The following is a 22,536-nucleotide window of genomic DNA, read 5'->3' on the forward strand; positions in this document are numbered from 1 at the left end:
GACCGGAGCTTTCAATGAGCGAGGGAATTAGCTGCCGGACGCAGCCCGGTCGATGAACAGACTGCCCTTTGTAACGATCTGTTCGCCGGGCTTCAAATTGCCGACCACCTCGACGAGATCGCCGTTGATGAGGCCGGGCTTGATCTGACGCAGTTCGATCGACTTGTCTTCATGCGCGACCCAGATCCGGACCTGGTCGCCTTCGTAGATCAATGCCTGCTTCGGCACGCCGACGGCCGGATGATCGCTGGCCGAGAACAGCGTGACATTGGCAAACATTTCCGGCTTCAGCGCGCGGTCCTTGTTATCGATCGTGGCGCGGACCAAGAGCCGCCGCGTCGCCGGATCGATCGCCGCGGCGACGTAATTAATGCGCGCCGTCAGCGGCCGGCCCGGCAGCGCCATCACGCTGAAATTGAGATCCTGCCCCACCGACACGTTGGCGGCATCGGTCTCGCGGACAAAGGCCGTCAGCCAGACCGTGGAGAGATCGCCGATGACATAGACGGGATCGCTGGCGCCGGTGGAGACATATTGACCGGGGCCCGCCTTGCGCTGAACCACGGTACCTGCGATCGGCGAGAAAACCGTGGTTTCCGGATTGATCCGGCCTTTTTGCCGGAAGGTGGCGATGTCGTCGTCCGTGAAACCCAGAATGCGCAATTTGTTGGAGGAGGCTTCCAGCGCGGTCTGCGAGGAGCGCAGATCGTTCTGGGCCTGGATCAGGGTCGCCTGGCTCTGCTGGTAGTCCTTCAGCGGAACAGCCTTGCCTTCGAACAGGTCCTTGGCGCGCGTATCCTGGATCTTGGCAAGGTCGAGCGCCGACTGGGCCTTATTCATGCCGGTCATCGCGGCGATGTAATCGTTTTGCGCCTGTACCGTGTCGGCGGCTTCGATCACGAACAGCGGCTGCCCCTTGGTGACGCTGTCGCCCGGCCGCACCAGCAGTTTGGTGAGCCGGCCGGTATAGGGCGAGAACACCGGCGTCGAGCGATCCTCATCGATCGCGATCTTGCCTTCGGTAACGTATTCGGCCCGGAAGGCCCGTTCGGCGACGGGCTGAATGGTCAGGCTGGCCCATTCGGCCGGGGTCGGCGTGTACCGCTGCAATCCCTTGCGGGACTGGCTGGAGACCTCCGAATGCTTAGGAGTTGTGCCACCGAGTTGGGTGGAGCCGTAGACGGCTGCGCCGGCAAGCGCCAGCAGGACCACGGTCACGACCCGTTGCCGTCGGCTAAGCGTCTGCAATCTCTTGAGAAAATCGTTAAGCATGCGGCCCGGATCAAGTCAGCGATGATTCCGGCGGAGACTGCCTCACCGGTGCGCTAATAGTGCCCAATTGATGTTTCAAACAACCTAAAAAACGCAGATAGGCTTAGCGTTTGAGGTAAAAGTTTGCAGATAACCGCCTGAATACGGGCTGAACGCCTGGAGCCTGGTCGGTTTTGACTGCATCAGAACCGGGCTCTGGCTTTGTTTTTGACGCGTTTTCTATCGCAGATTAAGTCTACGCAATCTGCGTAAACTTGATTGCTATGCGAACCGGTGCCCACCCTCGGATCAAGTCCGAGGGCATGCTTCGCTCGAAAACCCTTTAGCCGCCCTCCGGCCATTTTGGCGGGTGGCTGCCGAGCGGCATCGCCGGGCGGGCCCAAAACGCCGGGGTTTTCGACATCTGCGCCGCGTGGCGGACCGACTGCAGCGGACCGAAGCCCGAAGGCAGCTCTTCGATAAACGGCGTCACCGCCTCCGCCTTGAGGTCGGGGATCGCCAACCCGTCCTTGACCCGGCCGAGATTCCACAGCCACCGCCCGGTCCCAGCCAACGACACTTGGACGTGCCAGCTTCCGCCTTCACGCGCCTGGCGCGCTTTCGCCATCATGGCGCCGAACGCCATGAAGTAGCCGGTGGCATGGTCGAGCATCTGCGCCGGCAACTCCTTCGGCCCGTCGACGCCTGCCGCCTGCCCTTCGGCATGATTGAAGCCGGTCGTGGTCTGCACCAGCGAGTCGAAGCCGCGGCGCTCCGCCCACGGACCGGCATGGCCATAGGCCGACAGCGTCACGTAGACGATGCCGGGATTGATGCTGGCCGCCTGTTCCGGCGAAAAACCAAGACCGGCGATCGCGCGCGGCCGGTAGCCTTGCGAAAAAATATCCGCTTCCTTCAACAGATCGCGCAACACGCCGCGGCCCTGCTCGCTCTTCAGGTCGACAAAACCCATCAGCTTGCCGCGTCCGGTATCGATGGTGAGCCACGGGATGGCCGGCAGATCGGGGCCGGAGATCAAGAGCACGTCGCCGCCATGGGCGGCGAGCGTTCGTCCCGCGACCGGCCCCGCGATCACGCGCGACAGATCGAGCACGCGGATGCCTGACAGCGGACGATCGCCCGCGGGCCAGGGCTTTGGCGCCGCCTCGCCGATTTTGGTAATCGAGATCAGCGGCAATTGCGCCAGCGCCTTCGCATGCGGCGTCGCCGACCATGCGTCGTGTGAGCGCATGAAGGCGACGAGGCCGCCGGCGGCATAGGCCGCGGTCTCGAACGCCTCGCCGTCCCATTGCATCAGCGCGGCCTGCACCTCGTCGCGCTCCGGTCTGCAGTTCAGCACCCGGCAGACGGCTTCGCGGTGATGGGGAAAGTTGGTGTGCAGCCGCACAAAGCCGTCGCGTGCCTTGTAGACTCCGGCGATCGCGTCCCAGGCCGGCGGCGGTGGCTTGCCGTCGACGCGCAGATAGCGCTCGCTTCGACACTCGACCACGGCATGGCGCAGATCGACCGCCACGTCCTGGCCCTCGCCGCTGCGCAATTTCCAGATTTCGGCAGCCGCGAGGCCAGTCACGGCAACGCTGACCCCTGCTGCGGCGGCGGCGCGGAACGAGGACGGCAATTGCGCCTCGTCCCCGCTCAGCCTGACCGCGGCGAGCGCGGCCGGATCGCCGCCGGCCGACGTCCAGATATCGGCGAGGATTTCTGTTGTGCTTTGCATCACCGTTCCTCTTTCCTAAGCTGTAGCGTTTTCGAGCGAAGCATGCCCTCGGACTTGATCCGAGGGTGGACGCCGGTTCGCATAGCAATCAAGCTTGCGCAAATTGCGTAGACTTATCTGCGGTAGAAAACGCGTCAAAACAAAACTGAAGCTCTCTGCCCGACCATGGAAGGAACTGCAATGGCTGCCATCGATCCCGTGACGGCCGGGGCCGTCCTGCTTGCAACCGCCGCGACCGACGCGGTCTATGTCATGTTCACCTCGGCGGTGGTGGCGCGCAAGCGCGTGCCGGCGGCGACGTGGAGCAGCGTCTGGTATCTGCTGTCGTCCTATGCAGTGATCAGCTACACCGAAAACTGGGTCTATGTTGCCTTTGCCGCGGTCGGTTCGTGGCTCGGCGCGTTCGCATCGATCACCTTTTTGCACCGCCCGCCGGGCGGCCCGCCGGTGGGTGCGGCGCCGGAGTAGGCCCACCGTCATTGCGTGCCAACGGGTCGCGCGAATGCGCGCCCGATGACAGGCTCCGCGAAGCAATCCATTTCGCCACATAAACAAGTATGGATTGCTTCGTCGCTTCGCTCCTCGCAATGCCGGTGATAGACATCACACGGCAGTTAGAGCTTCCGTCAGCGACGCGATCACCGCTACACTGCGCCGGTCAACAAAGGAAAACAAAATGGATCTGGGATTGAAGGGAAGAAACGCAGTCGTGCTCGGCGGCACCCGTGGCATTGGACGGGCGATTGCGGACACGCTGGCCGGCGAAGGCGCCGGCGTAGCGATTTGCGCGCGCAATGCCGATCAGGTCGCGGGCACGGTTGCCGAACTGAAAGCCAAAGGCGTCAAGGCTACCGGCGCCTCCGTCGACATTACCGACGGCGCGGCGCTGAAGGCGTGGATATCCGCTGTCGCGCAGGAACTCGGCAGCGTCGACATGCTGTTCTGCAATGCCGGCGCCATGGCGCAAGGCGGCGATCCCGCCTCATGGGAACAGAACTTCCGGCTCGACGTGCTCGGTGCCGTCAACGCCTTCGAAGCCGCCCGTCCGTTCCTCGAAGCAAGCGGCGCCAAGACCGGCGATGCCGCTGTCGTGATCATTTCATCGATTTCGGCAGCCATCGCCGACAACACCAGTTCGTATGGCCCGGTCAAGGCGGCCCTGATCCACATGGCCAAGGGATTTGCGCGGCAATACGCGGCCAAGAAAATCCGCGTCAACGTGGTGTCGCCCGGCACGGTCTATTTCAAGGGCGGCGTCTGGCACCTGCGCGAACAAAACCAGCCGAATGTCTATCAGGCCGCACTCGCCCGCAATCCGACCGGCCGCATGGCGACCCCGCAGGATATCGCCAATGCCGCTGTGTTCCTGGCCAGCGCGGTCTCCTCGTTCACGACCGGATCGAACCTCATCGTCGACGGTGCGATTTCGAACCGCGTGAATTTCTAGCGACGGCCGAGAAAACGCAAAGTGGGTGGAGGCGTATTTGCGTCGTGCCCGCCTTGCGGAACTACCGGCAGACCGGCCTCTGGCGAAGCCGCAGATGGCAGGCGGTTCACGTTGGCCCGTCTCGGCCCTGAAATATTTCACAACGCTCTCGAACCCGTTTGCCTCCAGCCTCGTCAAACTTCCGTGCGAGCCATTCCGGTATCGCCGAAAACACGGGAATGGAGAATTCAAATGTCGATGAAGAGGACATTATCTGCAGCCGCGTTGGGCGCCCTCGTAGCGATGAGCGCCGCGGCCGCCAATGCCAATACTGTTTCGCCACATATGTGTGATGGAGCTGTGTCGATGCGGGCGTGCGGGAGCCACTTGGCATATCTTGAAACACTTCGCGTGCGCCGCGGCGACACGACACCGCAGAGCCCGCAGACCCTCGATCCTCAGGCGCTTCGCGATGCCGGCGGAGGCGGTGGAGGCGGCGGCGGTGGTGGTGGTGGCGGCGGCGGTCGCTAAAACAAATTGAGTTCATAGACCGATTGAAACGCCACCGGAATGACCCGGCGGCGTTTCAAGGCGTGATCCATGCTCTTGCGACAGCGGCACTTCACTCGATGGTTTCGTCGGCGCCGAGCATTGAGATCGACCGCCCGAGAGCGCGGAGAAATAAAAGGAAGCCTCAAAATAAAAAGAAGCCCCGGGCTATGCCGGGGCTTCTGGTCCGATTTATACGGTCCAACGAATCTTCAGCAGGCCGCTCAAATCTGACGGGTGAAATTCGGGCAGCAATGATCCATCCCGCCATTGGCCAGGCACTTTTGAATGGCCGAGCTTTTGGCAGCTTCAAAAGTCGGGCCCTTTCCAATGCCTGATGCCTTCGTCATGGGGCACCAGGACTTGATACCGTAATGTCCTTGCCAAAGGCTGCGCCCGAACCAACCAAAAGAACGAAAGAAATCGCAAATAAACGTTTCATGCTTCCCTCCTGGTGCAATAACGTGCGCAAGTTAGACGACACATTTATTCAATACAATCAAAACCGGCATTTATGACGGGATATCCTCGCATCCTCCTGGCGGTGGCACTGGCCGCTCTTCCCTGTTCGGCGAGTGCAGAGCTGCTCTTGCGGAAGGATGGCGTCGCTCTCGCGGTAACCACGCTTGCCGATCGGGTCGTCTTTTGTATCTCTGCGTCCGGCGACCAGAAAGTCTCGTCCGAATACGGGGTCGAATTCAGGTCCGCTGCCCGTGACGCCAGGTTTTGGCTGGACGCCCTGCCCAAGGTCGTTACAGGGGCGCCCTATTACTTCGATCTTCCGCTGCGGATAGAGCTGAAGACGCGCGGCAGTGCGCGTGAACGGCACGTCGATCTCAATCTTGGCGTTTGTTCGGCCGCAGCGAACGCCTGCCTGCCCGTTACATTCGAGGTCAGCACACCGATTGCTGCCCAGGACAAGCCCGCATCGGATTGCTCCGCACCCAACTGATCGTGAGATGCGGACGTCGCCCGATCCGACCCGGATCCGCCAACTGCCAAGTTGAAACAGACTCCGCAAGCATCTTCCTGGCACAAATCGCTAAATTTGAAAGCAATGCGCTAAGGCGCCTTTACGAAATCACCGTCAATCTGCAGCCTGTTTCAACGATTGCCTGAAGCCTGATCGGTTCTCAGAACCAGGCTCCGGTATCTTATTTCGACGCGTCCTGCTCGACGCAAACCGGTATCCATTTCGCTCGAAAACGTCATAGCGATTGGGTCCAACGACGGATGGTCATCATGGCTGTTGATGAACTGCGGACAAAGACACAGCGCGAACCGCGACGCGAGATGAACAAGCGGCCGGCCTGGTTTACGCGCGATGACGGCATAACGAGAGTTGAATGCTTCGTCCTGGACGTCTCGCCGGGCGGCGCCAAGATCATGACCGACGCCGCTATCGACGTCAGGGACAACTTCGTGATGGCTGTCATGCCGGAGCGTCCGAAGCGCCAGTCCTGCGAGGTGGTCTGGCGCCGCGGCCGGACCTACGGCGTAAAATTCCTGAGCTGAGACACCAGATCCCCTTGCTCAGCTGCGCGTCAGACCGGCTTTCGCCGCACATCGTGATGCGCGCCATTTGCGATGGCATTTCGAAAAAGTCGCCTTGCTGCCTTGATGCCCGACGACTTGCCGGAACTTCGCCTGACGCCTGTCAAAGAATCGACACAGCCAAAATCTTCTAATCGACTCCGGTGCTGGTACGCTTTCGGAGTCGGTCGCTTGGACAAACTATTCTTCGCCATCATGGCCGGCAGCCTGGTATTTCTTCTCGCCATGAGCGCATTCGTCATCAGCCTCTAGGGCTGGTTCGACAAACTCCACGAAGCCAATCAGCTCAATGAAAATCCCGGGATGGCGGCAGGATGCGAACGTTGCGCGGGTGGCGGATTTTCTGCGCGGGCGCATCGGGATGGTCGCGGCGGTCGCCGTTGAGAACTCCGTCGTTGAGGGAGCCGTCGTTGAGCGGCTCGATCAGCGCAGGACCGGCCGGCACCGCATGCTTGCGGATGAACGCATCGTCGGCGAACCCGATCAGATCGCCTGAACGGTCGAACATCCGCTGCGCCACCAGGTGCGTCACCTGTTCCGGACTGCTCTGGATATAGCCCTCGACCAGAATCAGGCGTGCGCCCATCACCTCCTTGCGATATTGCTCCATCACCTTGGGCCACACCACGATATTGGCGATGCCGGTTTCATCCTCCAGCGTCATGAAGACGACGCCCTTGGCGCTGCCCGGCCGCTGCCGCACCAGCACGACGCCGGCACAGCGGACCCGGCGACGATCGTTGCGATGGTTGATTTCGTTGCAGGCGACGACGCGCTCCTTCGCAAACATCGCCCGCAGGAATTCCATCGGATGACCTTTCAGCGACAGCCGCATCGTCTGATAATCGGCGACCACCTGCTCCGGCAGCGGCATCTCCGGCAATGGTTTTGCGTTCTCGTCGGGCTGCTCGCGCGCGACAGCGACCTCGAACAGCGGCAGCGGCACGTCATCGGGCAGCCGCCGCACCGCCCACAATGCGGCGCGGCGATCGAGCCCGATGGAACGAAACGCATCGGCATCCGCCAATAATATCAGCGCACGTTTCGGCAACGCGGTGTCGCGGGCGAAATCCTCCAACGAGGTGAAGGGACGGCGCGTGCGGGCGGCGACGATGCGATCGGCCCAGTCGTCGGCACTTTCATCGGGAGCCGTGCCCCGGAATAACGACTGGATGCGCTTCAGGCCCTCCTCATCCGGATCATTCCACCTGAAACCGTCGATCTGCCGAAACCCAAGCCGCACCGCGCAGTATTCATTGCTCCCCTGCTCCAGCGTGTTCTGCGCAAAGCTGTAGGACACATCGATCTCCCGCACCTCGACGCGATTGTCGCGGGCGTCGCCGACGATCTGCGCAGGCGCGTAAAATCCCATCGGCTGTGAATTCAGCAAACCGCAGCAGAATGCGTCGGGATGATAGTGCTTCAGCCAGGACGAGATATAGACGAGCTGGGCAAAGCTCGCCGCGTGACTTTCCGGAAAGCCGTAGGAGCCAAAGCCTTTGATCTGGTTGAAGCAGTTTTTGGCGAATTCGGGATCGTAGCCGCGCGCGATCATGTTACCGATCATCTTGTCTTCGAACTTGCCGATGGTGCCGAGATTGCGGAATGTCGCCATCGAACGCCGCAAGCCGTTGGCTTCCTCCGAGGTGAATTTCGCCGCCTCGATGGCGATCCGCATTGCCTGCTCCTGGAACAGGGGCACGCCGAGCGTCTTGTGCAGCACGCGGCGCAGTTCATCCTTGTCGCCATGTTCCGGCGCTGGCGACGGATAGCTGACCTTGTCGATGCCGTTTCGCCGCCTGAGATACGGATGCACCATGTCGCCCTGGATCGGACCGGGACGCACGATCGCGACCTCGATGACGAGGTCGTAGAACGTGCGCGGCTTCAGCCGCGGCAGCATGTTCATCTGGGCGCGGCTTTCGACCTGGAACACGCCGAGCGATTCACCGCGGCACAGCATGTCATACACACGCTCGTCATCCTGCCGGACGGTGGCGAGTTCCCAGCGCTCGCCCTTGTGGTCCGCGATCAGGTCAAAACATTTGCGGATGCAGGTCAGCATGCCCAGCGCCAGCACGTCGACCTTCATCATGTTGAGCGCGTCGACGTCGTCCTTGTCCCACTCGATGAAGGTGCGGTCGTCCATCGCGGCATTGCCGATCGGCACATAGGTATCGAGCCGGTCCTGGGTCAGCACATAGCCGCCGACATGCTGCGACAAGTGCCGGGGAAATTCGATCAGCTCGGTGGCAAGTTCAACCGCAAGCTCGACCATCGCATTCGCCGGATCAAGCCCGGCCTGCCGGACCTGCATCTCGTTGAGGCCTTTGCCCCAGCTTCCCCACACGGTATCGGCCAGCGCGGCAGTCACGTCCTCCGTCAGCCCCAGCGCCTTGCCGACATCCCGGATCGCCGAGCGCGGCCGATAGTGGATGACGGTCGCAATGATCGCGGCGCGGTGGCGACCATAACGGCGGTAGACATATTGCATCACCTCCTCGCGCCGCGAATGCTCGAAATCGACGTCGATGTCGGGCGGCTCCAGCCGCTCCTTGGAAATGAAGCGCTCGAACAGGAGGTCGACCTTGGTCGGGTCGACCGAGGTAATGCCGAGCACATAGCAGACGGCGGAGTTTGCCGCCGAGCCCCTGCCCTGACAGAGGATGTTCTGGCTGCGCGCATAATGGACGATGTCATGCACGGTGAGAAAATAATGCGCGTATTTGAGTTCGGCGATGAGGGCGAGTTCCTTGCGCAAGGTGGCGCGCAAAGTGTCGTCGATCTTGCCGCCGAAATATTTTTCGACGCCAGCCCAGGTCAGATCTTCCAGATGACGTTGCGCGGTCTTGCCCGGCGGCACCGGCTCGTCCGGATACTGGTATTTGAGCTGGTCCATTGAAAAAGTGATCAGGCTGGCAAAACGCATGGTTTCCGCAATCGCGTCGGGGAGCTCGCGAAACAGCCGCGCCATTTCATGCGCCGGCTTGAGATGGCGCTCGGCATTGGCCTCCAGCCGTTTGCCAATCGCGTCGATGGTGGTCTTCTCGCGGATGCAGGTCAGCACATCCTGCAGCGGGCGGCGGGCGGGATGGTGGTACAGCACCTCGTTGGTGGCGAGCAGCGGCACTTTGGCCTTTGCTGCGAGATGATGCAGCCGCGCCAGCCGGCGCCTGTCGTCGCCGCGATAGAGCAGGCTCGCGGCGAGCCACACGCCATCGGCGGCAGAGCTCTTCAAGCGTGCCAGGATTTTTTCAGCACCCGTCGCATCGAAGCGATGCGGCAGCGTCAGCACCAGAAGCTGGCCCTCGGCAAACTCCAGCAGGTCATCGAGCCTCAGATGGCATTCGCCCTTTTCGATTTTCTTGATGTCGTCGCCGCGCTTGCCGCGGGTCAGCAACTGGCACAGCCGGCCGTAGGCGGCGCGATCGCGCGGATAAACCAGAATATCCGGCGTGCCATCGATGAAGACGATACGCGAACCGATCAGAAGTTTTGGCTTGTTCTCGACTTCGGGATTGCCGAGTTCCTTGTAAGCCCGCACCACGCCGGACAGCGTGTTGTGATCGGCAATGCCGATCACGGGAATGCCGAGCCGGCTCGCCTCATGCACATAGGCGCGCGGGTCCGAACCGCCGCGCAGGAACGAGAAATTGGTGGTGATGCCGATCTCGGCATACGGGATTTTCAAAGGTCCGTTCATGCGAACAGCCCGTGCACGAACCATTTTACCGGAACCGGTTCGCCTTCTTCGCCGGCCAGTTCGCTTTCATAGAGCCCATCGCGAAAGATCCAGAACCGCAGGCCGGCTTCATCCTCGATGCGGAAATAATCCCGCGTCAGCCGCGCGCCGTTCTGCTTCCACCACTCCATGGCGATGCGTTCGGGACCCTCCACCCGCGCCACGGTGTGGGTGACGCGGCGCCAGGTGAATTGATGCGGCGGCCCGTCCGGCACGGTCGCAAACGGCACCTTGATCGGCTCCGGCCTTTCGAACAGCCGCAACGGCCGCAGCGGCGGCTCGCTCTCGATGCGTTCGGGCCACGTAGCCTGAATGGCTGCCGCCAGATGGTGCTGCGCCGGCACCGCCAGGACAGCGTGTTCCGGAATATGGGTGTCCTGCGGCAGATGCACGACGACGCGCTTGCCGCCGATGCGCGCAGCGATGCGGTCGATCAGGGCGGCGAGTTCGTCATTGTCATGGACCGACGCATCGAGGTCGCGCTGCTGCTGCACCATGATTTCGGTGCGGCTCGCGGACAGGCGAATGAGATCGAAACCGAAACCGGGATCGAGGGGATCGTTGAGCGCCTCGAGCCGTTCGCGAAACAGGCGGTCGATCACCTCGCGCTTCGTCACCGGGCGCCCGGTATCGACCGCGATCGTGCGTACCGCGCCGTCGGTGCGGAAGAAGCTCGCTTCCAGCCGCCGCGCACCCTTGCCCTGTTTGTCCATCGCCGCGACCAGCATGGCTGCGAGCGCCGACAAGTTCATCGCGATCACGGTTTCGGTGGCGACCGGTTCGGGAAAGCGTTTCTCGACGATGTAATCCGGCAGCGGTTTGCGCGGACTGATCGGCGCATCGCCCTGCCCCAGCGCATGCTCAAGGTGAGTAGTGAAAGCGGCGCCGAACCTTGCCGCGATCTCGTGGCGTGCGCGCGAGGCAACGTCGCCGATGGTCTTCAGCCCGGCGCGGCGAAGCCCGCCGGCGATGGCCTCGCCCGTACCGAGCGCGGTGACCGGCAGCGGCGCGACGGCTTTGGCCTCCTCGCCGTCGGCTACGATTTTTCCCGACACGTGCCGCGTCAGGGTGCGCGCGCAAACCGAAGTCGAGGCGATCGCGGCGCTGACGGCAAAGCCCCGTTGTGTCAGCGCGCCGGTGACGGCCTGCAGCAGTGCTGCCTCGCCGCCGAACAGATGGGCGCAGCCGGTGATATCGAGGAACAGGCCATGCGGCGGATCGAGCGCCACCAGCGGCGTGAAGCGGTCGCACCAGTCGGCGATGTCGTCCAGTGTCTGGCGATCGGCGGCCTCGTCGGCGTCGAACACCGTCAATTCCGGACAGATCGCGCGGGCATTGGCGAGCGGCAGGCCGATTGAGAGGCCGGAGTGCGCAGCAAGATCGTCGAGGGCGTAGATTATCAGCGCGTTGCTTTGCTTTGCGATGACGACGTGGGGTGTCTCTTGCCTTACCTCTCCCGCTTGCGGGGGTCGAGACGAGCGAAGCTCGCTCTTAGGTCGGATCGCATCGAAAGATGCGATCCGGGTGGGGGAAGCTCTCTCCACACGCACAGTCTGACTCGCGGCGGCACCCCCACCCCAACCCTCCCCCGCAAGCGGGAGAGGGGGCGCACTGTTCGTTTTGTTAGAAATTGCCTCACGCCGTTCGTTTGAAATCGTGAGCGTGAACTTGCGTTTGATGCGGTCGATGGGCAGGCGCGGCAGCCACAGGCTGAGGATACGCCGACGGTTCTCTGGCCGGTTCGCTGAAAAGGCACTCATCACATTTCCATTCCATGATCCACCGCCCGACCGGGCCATGACGGTTACGAACGAGTTGCGCGTCGAACACCGGCGCGCCCCATGCGTTCCAAGGCGCCGCAGGCATTGACGGCGCGCCCGGCGACGAATGCGCCGCACGCACGACCCATCTTGTTTCCGCGGTCGAAGGCTGCGGCGTAGCCGCCACCCGCAGCAGCAAGGCGGTGACGCCGGAGGTTTGCGCCGCCAAGTTAAGTTTGCGGCTGGCGACGAGATCGAGCTGCCGCGCCTCGCCCCAGACTTCCAGCACGACGGCGCCGAGTGCGTCGCAGGCCAGCGCGTCGGCGGCGGTGCGCAACGCGGCATCGGCGTCCGCCGCACGCACCGTCACCAGCAGACGCGGATCGAGGCCGAGTTCGCGAACCCCGCTCATCGACAGCGCGCCGGATTCCAGTTCGGAAAAATCCTGCCGCACCCAGACCAGCGGCCGGCGCGGCGTCAGCCGCCCGGCGAGGCCGGCGATGAAGCCGGTGGCCGCCGCACTCTGGTGCCCCTCGGAAAACACCTCATGCACCGCAGCCATTGCGAGGCCGCCTTGCAGCGTCGCGTCGGCGCCGGCGTGACCTAGCGTTACCTTGTGATGCGCATAGGCATCACCGGGCGCCTCGATGCGCTCGATGCTGCCACGCAAACGCGCAAGCGTGCTGGTGCGTGCGGTGCTCATGCCCCGCTCCTTCAAGAATTTCGCCTTCGACGGTTCTTCGGATGAACCCGCGGCTGGCTCATTTGTTCATGGTATGTTCTAATATAAAGCTAACAGGACCCGCGGAGTCAATGGGATTGGCGTCTCGGGAAATTCATCAATGGAATCAATATGGTGTGGATAGACATGTAGCTCGGCTGGAAATCCAGGAAGAAGTTCAAGAGGAAGCTGATGCACCACATCACCCTCGGCAGCGAAACCGATTTCGACGGCTGGCGCAAAGCTGCCCGCGCGCTGGTCGTGAACCGGGTAAAATCGTCCGAGGTGATTTGGAGCGTGCGCGGCCATGCTGCCAAACCGGTCGAACCATCTGCAACGCCACTCAAACCTGTGCGCGACACCTTCAAGGTGCCAGCCAGGTTCGTCGCGCTGGTGCAATCTGTGATCCTGCATCGCGACAACGAGCGCTTTGCCCTTCTCTATCGCCTGCTGTGGCGGTTGCGGACCAGACACGATCTGCTTGATATCGCGACCGATCCCGACGTTGCACTGGTGCATGCGATGGCGAAGGCCGTGCATCGCGACATGCAGAGGATGCAGGCCTCTCTCCGCTTCCGCGAAATCGGCCGCGAGCAGAAAGCGCACTACGTCGCCTGGTTCGAACCGGAACATCACATCGTCGTGGCTGCAGCACCCTTCTTCGCGCGCCGCTACGCCGACATGCCCTGGTCGATCCTGACGCCTGATATCTGCGCACATTGGAACGGCCATGCCGTCGCGGTGACACCGGGCATCGACAAGACCGAGGACCCGAACCGGCTGGAAGAAATCTGGCGGCGCCACTCCGCCGACATTTTCAATCCCGCACGGCTGAAGACGCAAGGCTGCAGGTGAAGGTCATCCAGGCCGGCGCGGAAATACCCACAGCCGCGATACGCAACCGTCTGCAACCGCCATGTCTCATGAAATATAACGGTGGGAAATTTGACAAATATATGTACAACCTTTAATTGATAAACGAATATCGTATTCTTCAGGAATTTGGAACGTCCTGTTCACGCCATGACGTTCCGCTTCAGGCCGACGCGCTGCGCGGTGCTACCAGCCCCGGCGCCGTGCAGCGCGCGGTCTACTCTGCTCCCCTTCCCCATAATGCTGATCACACAGGCATTCGCTTGGCCGCGCGCCAATCGGCGAAGACGTGCGAAAAGAAGTCCGGCGAAAAATTGTGCAATGCGAGCCGGGCACGGAGCGCATTTCGCGCTGCAGCGCAACTGTCATCCAAACTTCAAATCCATCAGTCAAAAAGTGCCCTCAACGTATAATAGAGGGCGTCAGAATGACCGATATTACACTCAATTCATCGATGGCCGAGGGAGCGCCGATCCAGCCGGCCTCGCGGCCCAATCTCGACAAGGGTTTTAACCCGCTGACGATGATCATCTTCTTCGGCATTCTTGCCGCAGGGTTGCTGTTCGTCTCCTACAGCATTTATTCCGACGTCGACGCGACCGGCACCCGGGTCACGAGCTATCTGCCCTATATCCTGTTGTTCGTGGCGCTTCTGATCGCGCTCGGCTTCGAGTTCGTCAACGGATTCCACGACACCGCCAACGCGGTCGCGACCGTGATCTATACCCACTCGCTGCCGGCCGAAGTCGCCGTGATGTGGTCGGGCCTGTTCAACTTCCTCGGCGTGCTGTTTTCCACGGGCGCGGTCGCCTTCGGTATCGTCTCGCTGCTGCCGGTCGAACTGATCCTTCAGGTCGGAAGCAGCGCCGGCTTTGCGATGGTGTTCGCGCTGTTGATCGCCGCCATCCTGTGGAATCTCGGCACCTGGTATTTCGGCCTGCCGGCCTCCTCGTCCCACACCCTGATCGGTTCGATCATCGGCGTCGGCGTCGCCAACGCGCTGATGCGCGGCCGTGACGGCACCTCCGGCGTAGATTGGGGCAAGGCCACCGAGATCGGCTACGCGCTGCTGCTGTCGCCGCTGGTCGGCTTCGTCTGCGCCGCCGTCCTGCTGCTGCTCTTGAAGATGATCGTCCGCAATCCGGCGCTGTACGCAGCGCCCGAAGGCAACAAGGCGCCGCCGCTCTGGATCCGCGGCCTTTTGATCGCCACCTGCACCGGCGTCAGCTTCGCCCATGGTTCGAACGACGGCCAGAAGGGCATGGGCCTGATCATGCTGATCCTGATCGGCACCGTGCCGACCGCCTACGCGCTGAACCGCGCGCTGCCGGAATCCCAGGTGGCGCAGTTCCAGCAGACCTCGGAAGCCGCTTCCAAGGTGGTCGCCGCCAAGGGCGCCGGCCACAGCATCATCGGCAATCCGCGTCCGGCGGTGACGCTATACGTCGCCGAACACAAGATCAGCGAGGGCACCTACCCCTCGCTGGCGGTGCTGGTGAAGGACGTCGGCGACCAGGTCGCGAAATACGGCTCGCTCAACAAGGTGCCGGCCGAAGTCGTCGGCAACACCCGCAACGACATGTACCTGACTTCGGAAGCGATCCGCTTCCTGATGAAGGACAAGGAAAACGACCTCAACAAGGAAGAGGTCGCGACCCTGAATGCGTATAAGGGCTCGCTCGACCAGGCCACCAAGTTCATTCCGACCTGGGTCAAGGTCGCGGTGGCGATCGCGCTCGGGCTCGGCACCATGATCGGCTGGAAGCGCATCGTCATCACCGTCGGCGAGAAGATCGGCAAGACCCACCTGACCTACGCGCAGGGCGCCTCCGCCGAGCTCGTCGCCGCAGCGACCATCGGCGCCGCCGACATGTTCGGCCTGCCGGTCTCGACCACGCATGTGCTGTCCTCCGGCGTCGCCGGCGCGATGGCGGCGAACGGCTCCGGGCTCCAGATCGCCACCATCCGCAACATGGTGATGGCTTGGGTGTTGACGCTGCCGGCCGCGATCCTGCTGTCGGGCACGCTCTACGTGATCTTCTCACGCGTGTTCTGACGGCGACTGCCCAAGGACGGAAGCCGTCCGTCTTCGCTGCGATGCGATCAAAAAGCCCGCGCTGACAGCGCGGGCTTTTTTACGTCACCATTGCTGACCATCCGCCAGCAAAAGCCGTCGCCCGCGCAAATAGCGCTGCGGCCGGTTCCGGTTTGGGTCTAAGCTCGCCCGGCAACTTCAAAGAATTGCACAAGAACAATCCGGTTCAACCGTTTCTTGAGTGTCTTCTTGGGGGGAAGCATCACCATGACAATTCAGAGAGAGCTTGTATTTGCCGGCTTGCTGCTGACGGCACCCTTGTTGTCGCTGCCGGCTGCGGCGGAAGACAAGAAGAGCACGAGTGCCGCGCCGGCCCGACCGGCGCCTGCGCCCGCCCCGGTCGTGCGTGCCGCACCGCCGCCCGCTCCTGTCGTCCGCGCGCCCGCACCGGCACCCGTCGCTCGCGCCGCACCGACACCGGCGCCCGTGGTTCGCGCGCCGGCGACCGTCACGGCCACCAGGCCGGCGTCGACGGTGGCGACGAAGCCCGCCGTGACGACAACGGCAGTCAAGCCCGCGACCACCACCGCGACCAAGCCTGCAACGACGGCCCCGGTCAAACCGGCGACGACGACGGCGGCGGGCACCACCTCGAACATCGACCGGGCGCGCAACCGGATCCAGAGCCAACTCCCCGCGGATGGCGCGGTGCGGGGAGATACGCAGAAAAAGCCCAGTATGGTCGGGGTTCAGGCCAGCGAATTCAAGCCGACAGTGCACGTCAGACCTTCGGCCGCGCCGCCGTCCCCGGGACAGCCGAATTTCCCGAAGCGGGCACCGAACGATCCCGCCCCGACCAATCCGCTGACCACCCGATAATCCGGTTGAAGCGGCCCATAGCGTTTTCGAGCGAAGTGGTCGCCGGTTCGCGTAAAGAAAACGCGTCAGATCAAAAGACGAGAGCCCGGTTCTGATTCAATCAGAACCGATAAGGCTCTAGCTGAGACGCAAATAAAGAAGGCCCGCATGGGAGATGCGGGCCTTCTTTCACGTGAGATCGAAGTTCAGGCGACTACGCCGCCAGCGTGTTCTCGACCAGCTTGATCCAGTACGAGGTGCCGTACACGATCGCCTCGTCGTTGAAATTGTAGGCGGGGTGATGCAGGCCGGCGCTGTCGCCGTTGCCGCAGAAGATGAACGCACCCGGCCGCGCTTCCAGCATGTAGGAAAAATCTTCCGCGCCCATCATCGGCGGCGATTCATGGACGTTGGCCTCGCCGGCGATCTCCTTCGCCACCCGGGTCGCAAACTCGGTCTGCGACGGATGATTATGGGTGACGGGATAGCCGTGCTCATAGACCAGATCGATCTTGGCGCCGGTGATCTGGGCGACGCCCGCGACCACCTCGTGGACGCGCTTTTCGATCAGATCACGGGTTTCCTGCGTCAGGGTGCGAACGGTGCCGCGCAGTTCGGCGGTCTGCGGGATCACGTTGCGGGCGTTGCCGGCGTGGAATTCGCAGATCGAGATCACCGCCGACTCCAAGGGATCGACGGAGCGCGACACGATTGATTGCAGCGCCGTAATCAACTGCGAGCCGACCAGCACGGAATCGATGCATTTGTGCGGACGCGCGGCATGGCCGCCGAGCCCTTCGATCTTGATGTCGATCGAGGCGGTCGCGGCCATGATCGGACCGGGGCGGATGGCGAAGGAACCGACCGGGAGTCCCGGACCATTATGCATGCCGTAGACCTGCTCGATGCCGAACCGGTCCATCAGCCCGTCCTTGATCATCGCCGCCGCGCCGGCACCGCCCTCTTCGGCGGGCTGGAAAATCACGACCGCATCGCCGGCGAAATTCCGGGTCTCGGCGAGATAGCGGGCCGCGCCCAGCAGCATCGCGGTATGGCCGTCATGGCCGCAGGCGTGCATCAGGCCCGGATTCTTGGAGGCATATGGAAGCTTGGTCGCTTCCTCGATCGGCAGCGCATCCATGTCGGCCCGCAAGCCAATCACCTTGATGTCGCCCTTGCCGGCCGGCTTCTTGCCCTTGATGACGCCGACGACGCCGGTCTTGCCGAGGCCGGTGGCAACCTCGTCGCAGCCAAATTCGCGCAGCCGGTCCGCCACGAATGCTGCGGTGCGGTGCACTTCGTACAGCAATTCGGGGTTTTCATGAATATCGCGGCGCCAGGCCTGGATATCGGGTTGCAGATCGGCGACGCGGTTGACGATGGGCATGGGATTTGGGACCTCAAGTTGAAACGCTGCTGCCTCTGTAGCATGCAAGGGGCGAACCACCCAACAGCCTGCAGGCACCTCACCCCTGCCGTCATGGCCGGGCTTGTCCCGGCCATCCACGTCTGACTATTAGGACGGAAAGGACGTGGATGCCCGGCACAAGGCCGGGCATGACGAAGATCATGAACGGGCGGGAAAATGCCGAAGCGGCTCGAAGGTGATTTCGACTATATCGTCGTCGGTGCGGGCACCGCCGGCTGCATCATGGCCAACCGGCTGTCAGCCGACCCCAAAAACCGGGTGCTGGTCCTGGAGGCCGGCGGCAACGACAACTGGATCTGGTTCCACATCCCGGTCGGCTACCTCTTTGCAATCGGCAATCCCCGTTCCGACTGGATGTTCAAGACCGAACCGGAACCGGGCCTCAACGGCCGGGCGCTGGCCTATCCCCGCGGCAAGGTGATCGGCGGTTCGTCGGCCATCAACGCCATGATCTCGATGCGGGGACAGGCCGCCGATTACGATCACTGGCGCCAGCTCGGCCTGACCGGCTGGGGCTATGACGACGTGCTGCCACTGTTCCGCCGGCTCGAGGATCACTTTCTGGGCGAGAGCGAACATCACGGCACCGGCGGCGGCTGGCGGATCGAGGCGCCGCGGTTGTCCTGGGACATTCTCGATGCGGTCGGCGACGCCGCCGAAGAGATGGGCATCCGCCGCATTCCGGACTTCAACACCGGCGACAATGAGGGCGTCAGCTATTTCCACGTCAACCAGAAGCGCGGCCGCCGCTGGTCGTCGGCGCGAGGTTTCCTCAAGCCGGTGTTGAACCGCCCCAACCTGCGGCTGGAAAAGAACGTGCTGGTCGATCGCCTCATCGTCGAGAACGGCCGCGCCGTCGGCGTGCGCTTCATCCAGGGCGGCGCAGTCGTCGAGGCGCGCACCAAGGGCGAGGTCATCCTCTGCGCGGGATCGATCGGATCGACGCAGGTGTTGCACCGCTCCGGCATCGGTCCGGCCGACTGGCTGTCGCCGCTCGGCATCGACGTCGTGCTCGACCGGCAAGGCGTCGGACGCAATCTGCAGGACCATCTGCAGCAGCGCGCGATCTACCAGGTCGAGGGCGTCCGCACCCTGAACGAGACCTACTACTCGCTGGTCCGTCGCGGCCTGATGGGACTCGATTACGCCTTCCGCCGCCGTGGCCCGCTGACCATGGCGCCGTCGCAGCTCGGCATCTTCACCCGCTCGGATCCGCATCGCGAGCGCGCCAATATCCAGTTCCATGTGCAGCCGCTGTCGCTCGACAAGTTCGGCGATCCCTTGCATCGCTTCCCCGCGATCACCGTCAGCGCCTGCAATCTGCAGCCGACCTCGCGCGGCACCGTGCGTCTCCGTTCCGCGGTGGCTGACCAGGCGCCGATCATCGCGCCGAATTATCTCTCGACCGACGACGACCGCCAGGTCGCGGCCGACGCCATCCGGACCACGCGGCGGCTGATGAAGCAGCGACGGCTGGCCCAGTATCGCCCGCAGGAGTACCTGCCCGGCCCCTCCGTCGGCGACGACGACGCGTCGCTGGCGAAAGCCGCCGGCGATATCGGCACCACGATCTTCCATCCCGTTGGCACCGCCAAGATGGGCACGGCCTCCGATCCCGCCGCCGTCGTCGACGAGCGCCTGCGCTTTTATGGCATTGCCGGACTGCGCGTCGCCGATGCGTCGGTGATGCCGACCATCACCTCGGGCAATACCAACACGCCGACGGCGATGATCGCGGAAAAAGCTGCTGCGATGATCCTTGAGGATGCGCGGTAGCGGATCGCTCTCATGACGAACCCGCATCGCATTTCGGTCGGCCCCGAAGACGAGCGTATCGCGCTGGCGTTATGGGGCGAGGCGAACTCGGGCAAACCGCCCGCGCTGCTGCTGCACGGCACCGGCTTCGTCGCCGAGGTCTGGGACGACGTCGCCCGCGAGTTGGCGTCGCGCTACACCGTCTACGCACTCGACCGCCGCGGCCATGGCGACAGCCACAAGGCGGCGGCCGACCGCTATCACTTCCAGGATTTTGCCGAAGACCTGTGCCGGGTGATCGAGACACTCGACCTGTCGGATATCCATGGCATCGGGCATTCGGCCGGCGCCACCGATCTGCTGCTCGCCGCAAAACTACTGCCTGGGCGGTTCTCACGCCTGTTCGTGATGGAGCCGACGATCATGGATCCGCGCGCGGCGCGCACCGACGTCACCGGCTTGAGTAAATTTGCGACCGGCGCCGTGCAGGGCGTGCTGCGCCGGCAGGCCGAATTCGACAGTGCAGACGTGGCCTTCGCGCGCTATCGGGCGGCGCCCGCCTTCGCCGAATGGACCGAGCCCTCGCTGTGGGCCTACATCCATCACGGCTTCGCCCCGCTGGGGGATGGCCGGGTGCGGCTGCGCTGCACGCCTGAAATCGAGTCCGCGCTGCTGCAGCCGATCTTCGAGGCGATGGAACAGGTCTACACCGGCGATATCAGAGGCAATCCCTTTCCCTGGCTTTCAGAGATCAAATGTCCGGTGCGCATTGCGACCGCGGAAAAATCCTGGCCGATCTACAAGGAAATGGCATCGCGGGCCGTAGCGCTCATTCCCGGCGCCAGCCAATGGTCATTCGACGGTGTCGGCCACTGCGTCGGACAGGAAGCTCCGCACCAGTTGCTCAAAGCCCTCTCGGCATTCGAGGCCCGGCCGGACCGGGGCGCGTACCCATAAAAATATGCGATGACCGCTTTTGGGGCCGGATGTCCACTGGTCACCCCGAAATGTTGCCGGACTTCGACGTTCTCGCGCAGAGTTGCACCCTTTCATTAAGCCTACATTGCATAGCGCAAAATGGCTGCGAGCGATTTGCCGCCTGGAATATCGGCTCTTCGCACGCCAAGAATCCGGCCGCCCGAGCGGATGACACGGTTCGCGATTTCGTCGACTACGCCGTAGTTGCTCGCGTCGGCCGATTTTGAGAAGCTGATGGCGCCATTCGTCTCATCGACCGTACCGGGAACGACCTCGTCTATATCAACCAACATGGTCTCCACCGCACCATAGGTTGCTGCTCGCGCGGCGGATGCGATGTCGGTCGTGGCTCGACCTCGCGTGCCACGAAGGCCGTCTTCCACCGGGCAATCTCATCCCGATTCAAGCCGTCCAGCAAAGCGCGAGCACGATCCGCGAGTTGGGCATCGGTCAGGTATACGGGACTGCCGTCGATCCCCGACTTGGCCAGATGAGCGTAGGTGTTGACCGACCGATAGATGGAAGCGAGCGGTTCGCTCGCGGCCAGCACCAGCGGGACGTCACTGCCAGTCAACAGCCCGCGCAGCGCCTGATCGACCTTGCGGGCGAATTGGCGCAACAAGACCTTCTGACCTTCCGATCCCTGAAGACGGCCGCTCGGCGAGCGGTCGTTGACGGTGGAGCGCCCGACGGCGCTGGCTGCGTCCTTTGGCGCGCCATCGACACTTACGACCGCGGCTGGCAGGTCGGCCGAAACCTGGATAACGCGGACCCCGCCTTCCGCCAGCGCCAGCACGAAGCAAGTATTGGGAAATGCGACGGCGCGCAGCAGCGGCTTGAGATGAAACCGATCGGACACCTCGACGATTGTTGCCAGCGTATTGGGCACACGGAAGGTCCGCGCGTTGTCCGGGGTTGCGAGCACTGCGAGGCTGCGCGCCTGGAACCGCCAGAACTCGTCGTCATCAACCAGGTCATCGAGATGCTCCATCAGCGCGGCGACGCGACGCTTGTCGGCGTTTGCCGTCTCAAGCTGCCGCAAGGCCTGCTTGGCGAGATTCTTCAATTCGATCCGGTCACCCGCCGTTTCCTGGCTCACTGGCGTGGTGGGTAGATAAATCGAGACACAGATGTCGTCGCGGTGGGCCGCCAGCGATTTCAGATCGGCTGGACTCGGGATGTCGACATAAAGCATGACAGTGATACTCCGCTATCTGAGCTGTTCACTGACGGAGGCCCATAGGCCAGTGCCGTGCTCTTGCGCTGTCGATTATGGGCAGAGACTGACCGTAAGTCGAACACGATTGCTGAATAAGTGCCGGTCGTCGGGAACTGTCGCTGGTTTCAGGAGTGACGTGGACATCGCCACGCCGATGGGCAGGAAGACCCCAAACTCCTGTTGCGTGCGCTGCGGGCGTTTGAACAAGCAGGCTGGCATAAGAAATGGCCGCCCCTTGGCAGGGACGGCCGAACGCTACGCGTACCAACTCGACGCGTCCTAAACCGTTTTAGTGCTTGCCGTGGTGCTCGGCGTGATGACGGCTCGCCTCGGCATGATGTTCTTCGGCGTGGCTGGCATGGCCGTGGGCGCTGTGCGCGTGGTGGGCGGCCTTTTCGTGATCGCCGGATTCGTGGTGCTTGGCGGCTTCACGGTGATGCTTGGCGGCATGCTCGTGATGTTCGGCGGCCTTGTGGTGATGTTCGACGGCGTGTTCGCTCATGTCTGCACTCCCGATTCTGGCGGTTAAAGTCCCGCTGATCTACGCAAATCCGCTGACACTTTGCTGACGGCCGCACGACACGTTTGTTAAAGCTGACGCGGCCTCCGGAGCGCCCCCGGGGCTTCCGCTCACGAAAACGTCATCGC

The 22,536-nt window shown here is 62.9% G+C and carries 17 protein-coding genes and 1 pseudogene; 10 read left to right on the forward strand and 8 right to left on the reverse strand.

Translation table 11 applies throughout. The features are described 5' to 3' along the window. Positions 1-27: 27 nt before the first annotated feature. Positions 28-1,272 (reverse strand): efflux RND transporter periplasmic adaptor subunit, encoded by a 1,245-nt coding sequence (locus tag BLR13_RS05475; RefSeq protein ID WP_074826830.1) that lies wholly within the window; start codon positions 1,270-1,272, stop codon positions 28-30. A 322-nt stretch (positions 1,273-1,594) separates the two neighbouring features. After that, a complete protein-coding gene (locus BLR13_RS05480) occupies positions 1,595-2,989 on the reverse strand; it encodes a CoA transferase (RefSeq protein ID WP_074826827.1) in 1,395 nt (464 codons plus the stop codon). A 180-nt stretch (positions 2,990-3,169) separates the two neighbouring features. Between BLR13_RS05480 and BLR13_RS05485 the strand changes: the two genes are divergently transcribed. The 4 genes from BLR13_RS05485 to BLR13_RS05505 all read left to right on the forward strand — a co-directional run bounded on the left by BLR13_RS05485 (position 3,170) and on the right by BLR13_RS05505 (position 6,479). Further along, on the forward strand, positions 3,170-3,457 hold the full coding sequence (locus tag BLR13_RS05485; protein ID WP_074826823.1) for a hypothetical protein: 288 nt from the start codon (positions 3,170-3,172) through the stop codon (positions 3,455-3,457). A 208-nt stretch (positions 3,458-3,665) separates the two neighbouring features. Then, positions 3,666-4,436 carry an SDR family NAD(P)-dependent oxidoreductase gene (locus BLR13_RS05490; RefSeq protein WP_074826820.1) on the forward strand — a complete coding sequence of 257 codons (771 nt, stop codon included), beginning with the start codon at positions 3,666-3,668 and terminating at the stop codon, positions 4,434-4,436. Between the two features lie 1,117 nt (positions 4,437-5,553). Further along, complete coding sequence (locus BLR13_RS05500) at positions 5,554-5,916, forward strand: hypothetical protein (RefSeq protein ID WP_143039787.1); 363 nt, start codon at positions 5,554-5,556, stop codon at positions 5,914-5,916. A gap of 290 nt (positions 5,917-6,206) precedes the next feature. Further along, on the forward strand, positions 6,207-6,479 hold the full coding sequence (locus BLR13_RS05505) for a PilZ domain-containing protein (RefSeq protein WP_074831865.1): 273 nt from the start codon (positions 6,207-6,209) through the stop codon (positions 6,477-6,479). 325 nt (positions 6,480-6,804) lie between these two features. Here BLR13_RS05505 and BLR13_RS05515 read toward each other — a convergent pair whose 3' ends face one another. The 3 genes from BLR13_RS05515 to BLR13_RS05525 all read right to left on the reverse strand — a co-directional run bounded on the left by BLR13_RS05515 (position 6,805) and on the right by BLR13_RS05525 (position 12,723). Further along, on the reverse strand, positions 6,805-10,221 hold the full coding sequence (locus BLR13_RS05515) for an error-prone DNA polymerase (RefSeq protein ID WP_074826813.1): 3,417 nt from the start codon (positions 10,219-10,221) through the stop codon (positions 6,805-6,807). Further along, positions 10,218-11,684, reverse strand: coding sequence for a Y-family DNA polymerase (locus BLR13_RS05520; protein WP_244525219.1), 1,467 nt, complete (start codon positions 11,682-11,684; stop codon positions 10,218-10,220). Before BLR13_RS05520 ends, BLR13_RS05515 begins: the two co-directional genes overlap by 4 nt. Before the next feature lie 211 nt (positions 11,685-11,895). Beyond that, entirely contained in the window at positions 11,896-12,723 is an 828-nt protein-coding gene (locus BLR13_RS05525; protein ID WP_074826809.1) for an ImuA family protein, read from the reverse strand. A 210-nt stretch (positions 12,724-12,933) separates the two neighbouring features. Between BLR13_RS05525 and BLR13_RS05530 the strand changes: the two are divergent. The 3 genes and pseudogenes from BLR13_RS05530 to BLR13_RS39945 form a co-directional block, all read left to right on the forward strand. Next, positions 12,934-13,584, forward strand: a pseudogene (locus tag BLR13_RS05530) (TIGR03915 family putative DNA repair protein); the annotation flags it as partial. Positions 13,585-14,041: 457 nt separating this feature from the next. Continuing rightward, complete coding sequence (locus BLR13_RS05535; protein ID WP_074826803.1) at positions 14,042-15,670, forward strand: inorganic phosphate transporter; 1,629 nt, start codon at positions 14,042-14,044, stop codon at positions 15,668-15,670. Positions 15,671-15,916: 246 nt separating this feature from the next. After that, on the forward strand, positions 15,917-16,528 hold the full coding sequence (locus BLR13_RS39945; protein ID WP_154070866.1) for a hypothetical protein: 612 nt from the start codon (positions 15,917-15,919) through the stop codon (positions 16,526-16,528). 193 nt (positions 16,529-16,721) lie between these two features. Here the strand turns inward: BLR13_RS39945 and BLR13_RS05545 are convergent, their stop codons facing one another. Then, positions 16,722-17,894, reverse strand: a complete 1,173-nt coding sequence (locus tag BLR13_RS05545) for a M20 aminoacylase family protein (protein WP_074826798.1) — start codon at positions 17,892-17,894, stop codon at positions 16,722-16,724. A 198-nt stretch (positions 17,895-18,092) separates the two neighbouring features. Here BLR13_RS05545 and BLR13_RS05550 point away from each other — a divergent pair, with 198 nt between their 5' ends. Further along, complete coding sequence (locus tag BLR13_RS05550) at positions 18,093-19,712, forward strand: GMC family oxidoreductase (RefSeq protein WP_074826797.1); 1,620 nt, start codon at positions 18,093-18,095, stop codon at positions 19,710-19,712. Positions 19,713-19,724: 12 nt separating this feature from the next. Continuing rightward, entirely contained in the window at positions 19,725-20,648 is a 924-nt protein-coding gene (locus tag BLR13_RS05555; RefSeq protein WP_074826794.1) for an alpha/beta fold hydrolase, read from the forward strand. A gap of 101 nt (positions 20,649-20,749) precedes the next feature. Here the strand turns inward: BLR13_RS05555 and BLR13_RS41605 are convergent, their stop codons facing one another. Together BLR13_RS41605 and BLR13_RS05560 are read right to left on the reverse strand one after the other, a co-directional pair. Then, positions 20,750-20,959, reverse strand: a complete 210-nt coding sequence (locus BLR13_RS41605; RefSeq protein WP_244525100.1) for a hypothetical protein — start codon at positions 20,957-20,959, stop codon at positions 20,750-20,752. Continuing rightward, positions 20,947-21,864 (reverse strand): hypothetical protein, encoded by a 918-nt coding sequence (locus tag BLR13_RS05560; RefSeq protein WP_244525101.1) that lies wholly within the window; start codon positions 21,862-21,864, stop codon positions 20,947-20,949. Before BLR13_RS05560 ends, BLR13_RS41605 begins: the two co-directional genes overlap by 13 nt. Before the next feature lie 325 nt (positions 21,865-22,189). On the opposite strand from BLR13_RS05560, the gene BLR13_RS39950 reads away from it, so the two are divergent. Next, the gene (locus BLR13_RS39950) at positions 22,190-22,417 is read left to right on the forward strand and encodes a hypothetical protein (protein WP_157793687.1); all 228 of its coding nucleotides are present in this window, start codon (positions 22,190-22,192) and stop codon (positions 22,415-22,417) included. Positions 22,418-22,536 lie beyond the last annotated feature (119 nt).

Source organism: Bradyrhizobium ottawaense (assembly GCF_900099825.1).
In the GTDB taxonomy this organism is placed as follows: domain Bacteria; phylum Pseudomonadota; class Alphaproteobacteria; order Rhizobiales; family Xanthobacteraceae; genus Bradyrhizobium; species Bradyrhizobium ottawaense_A.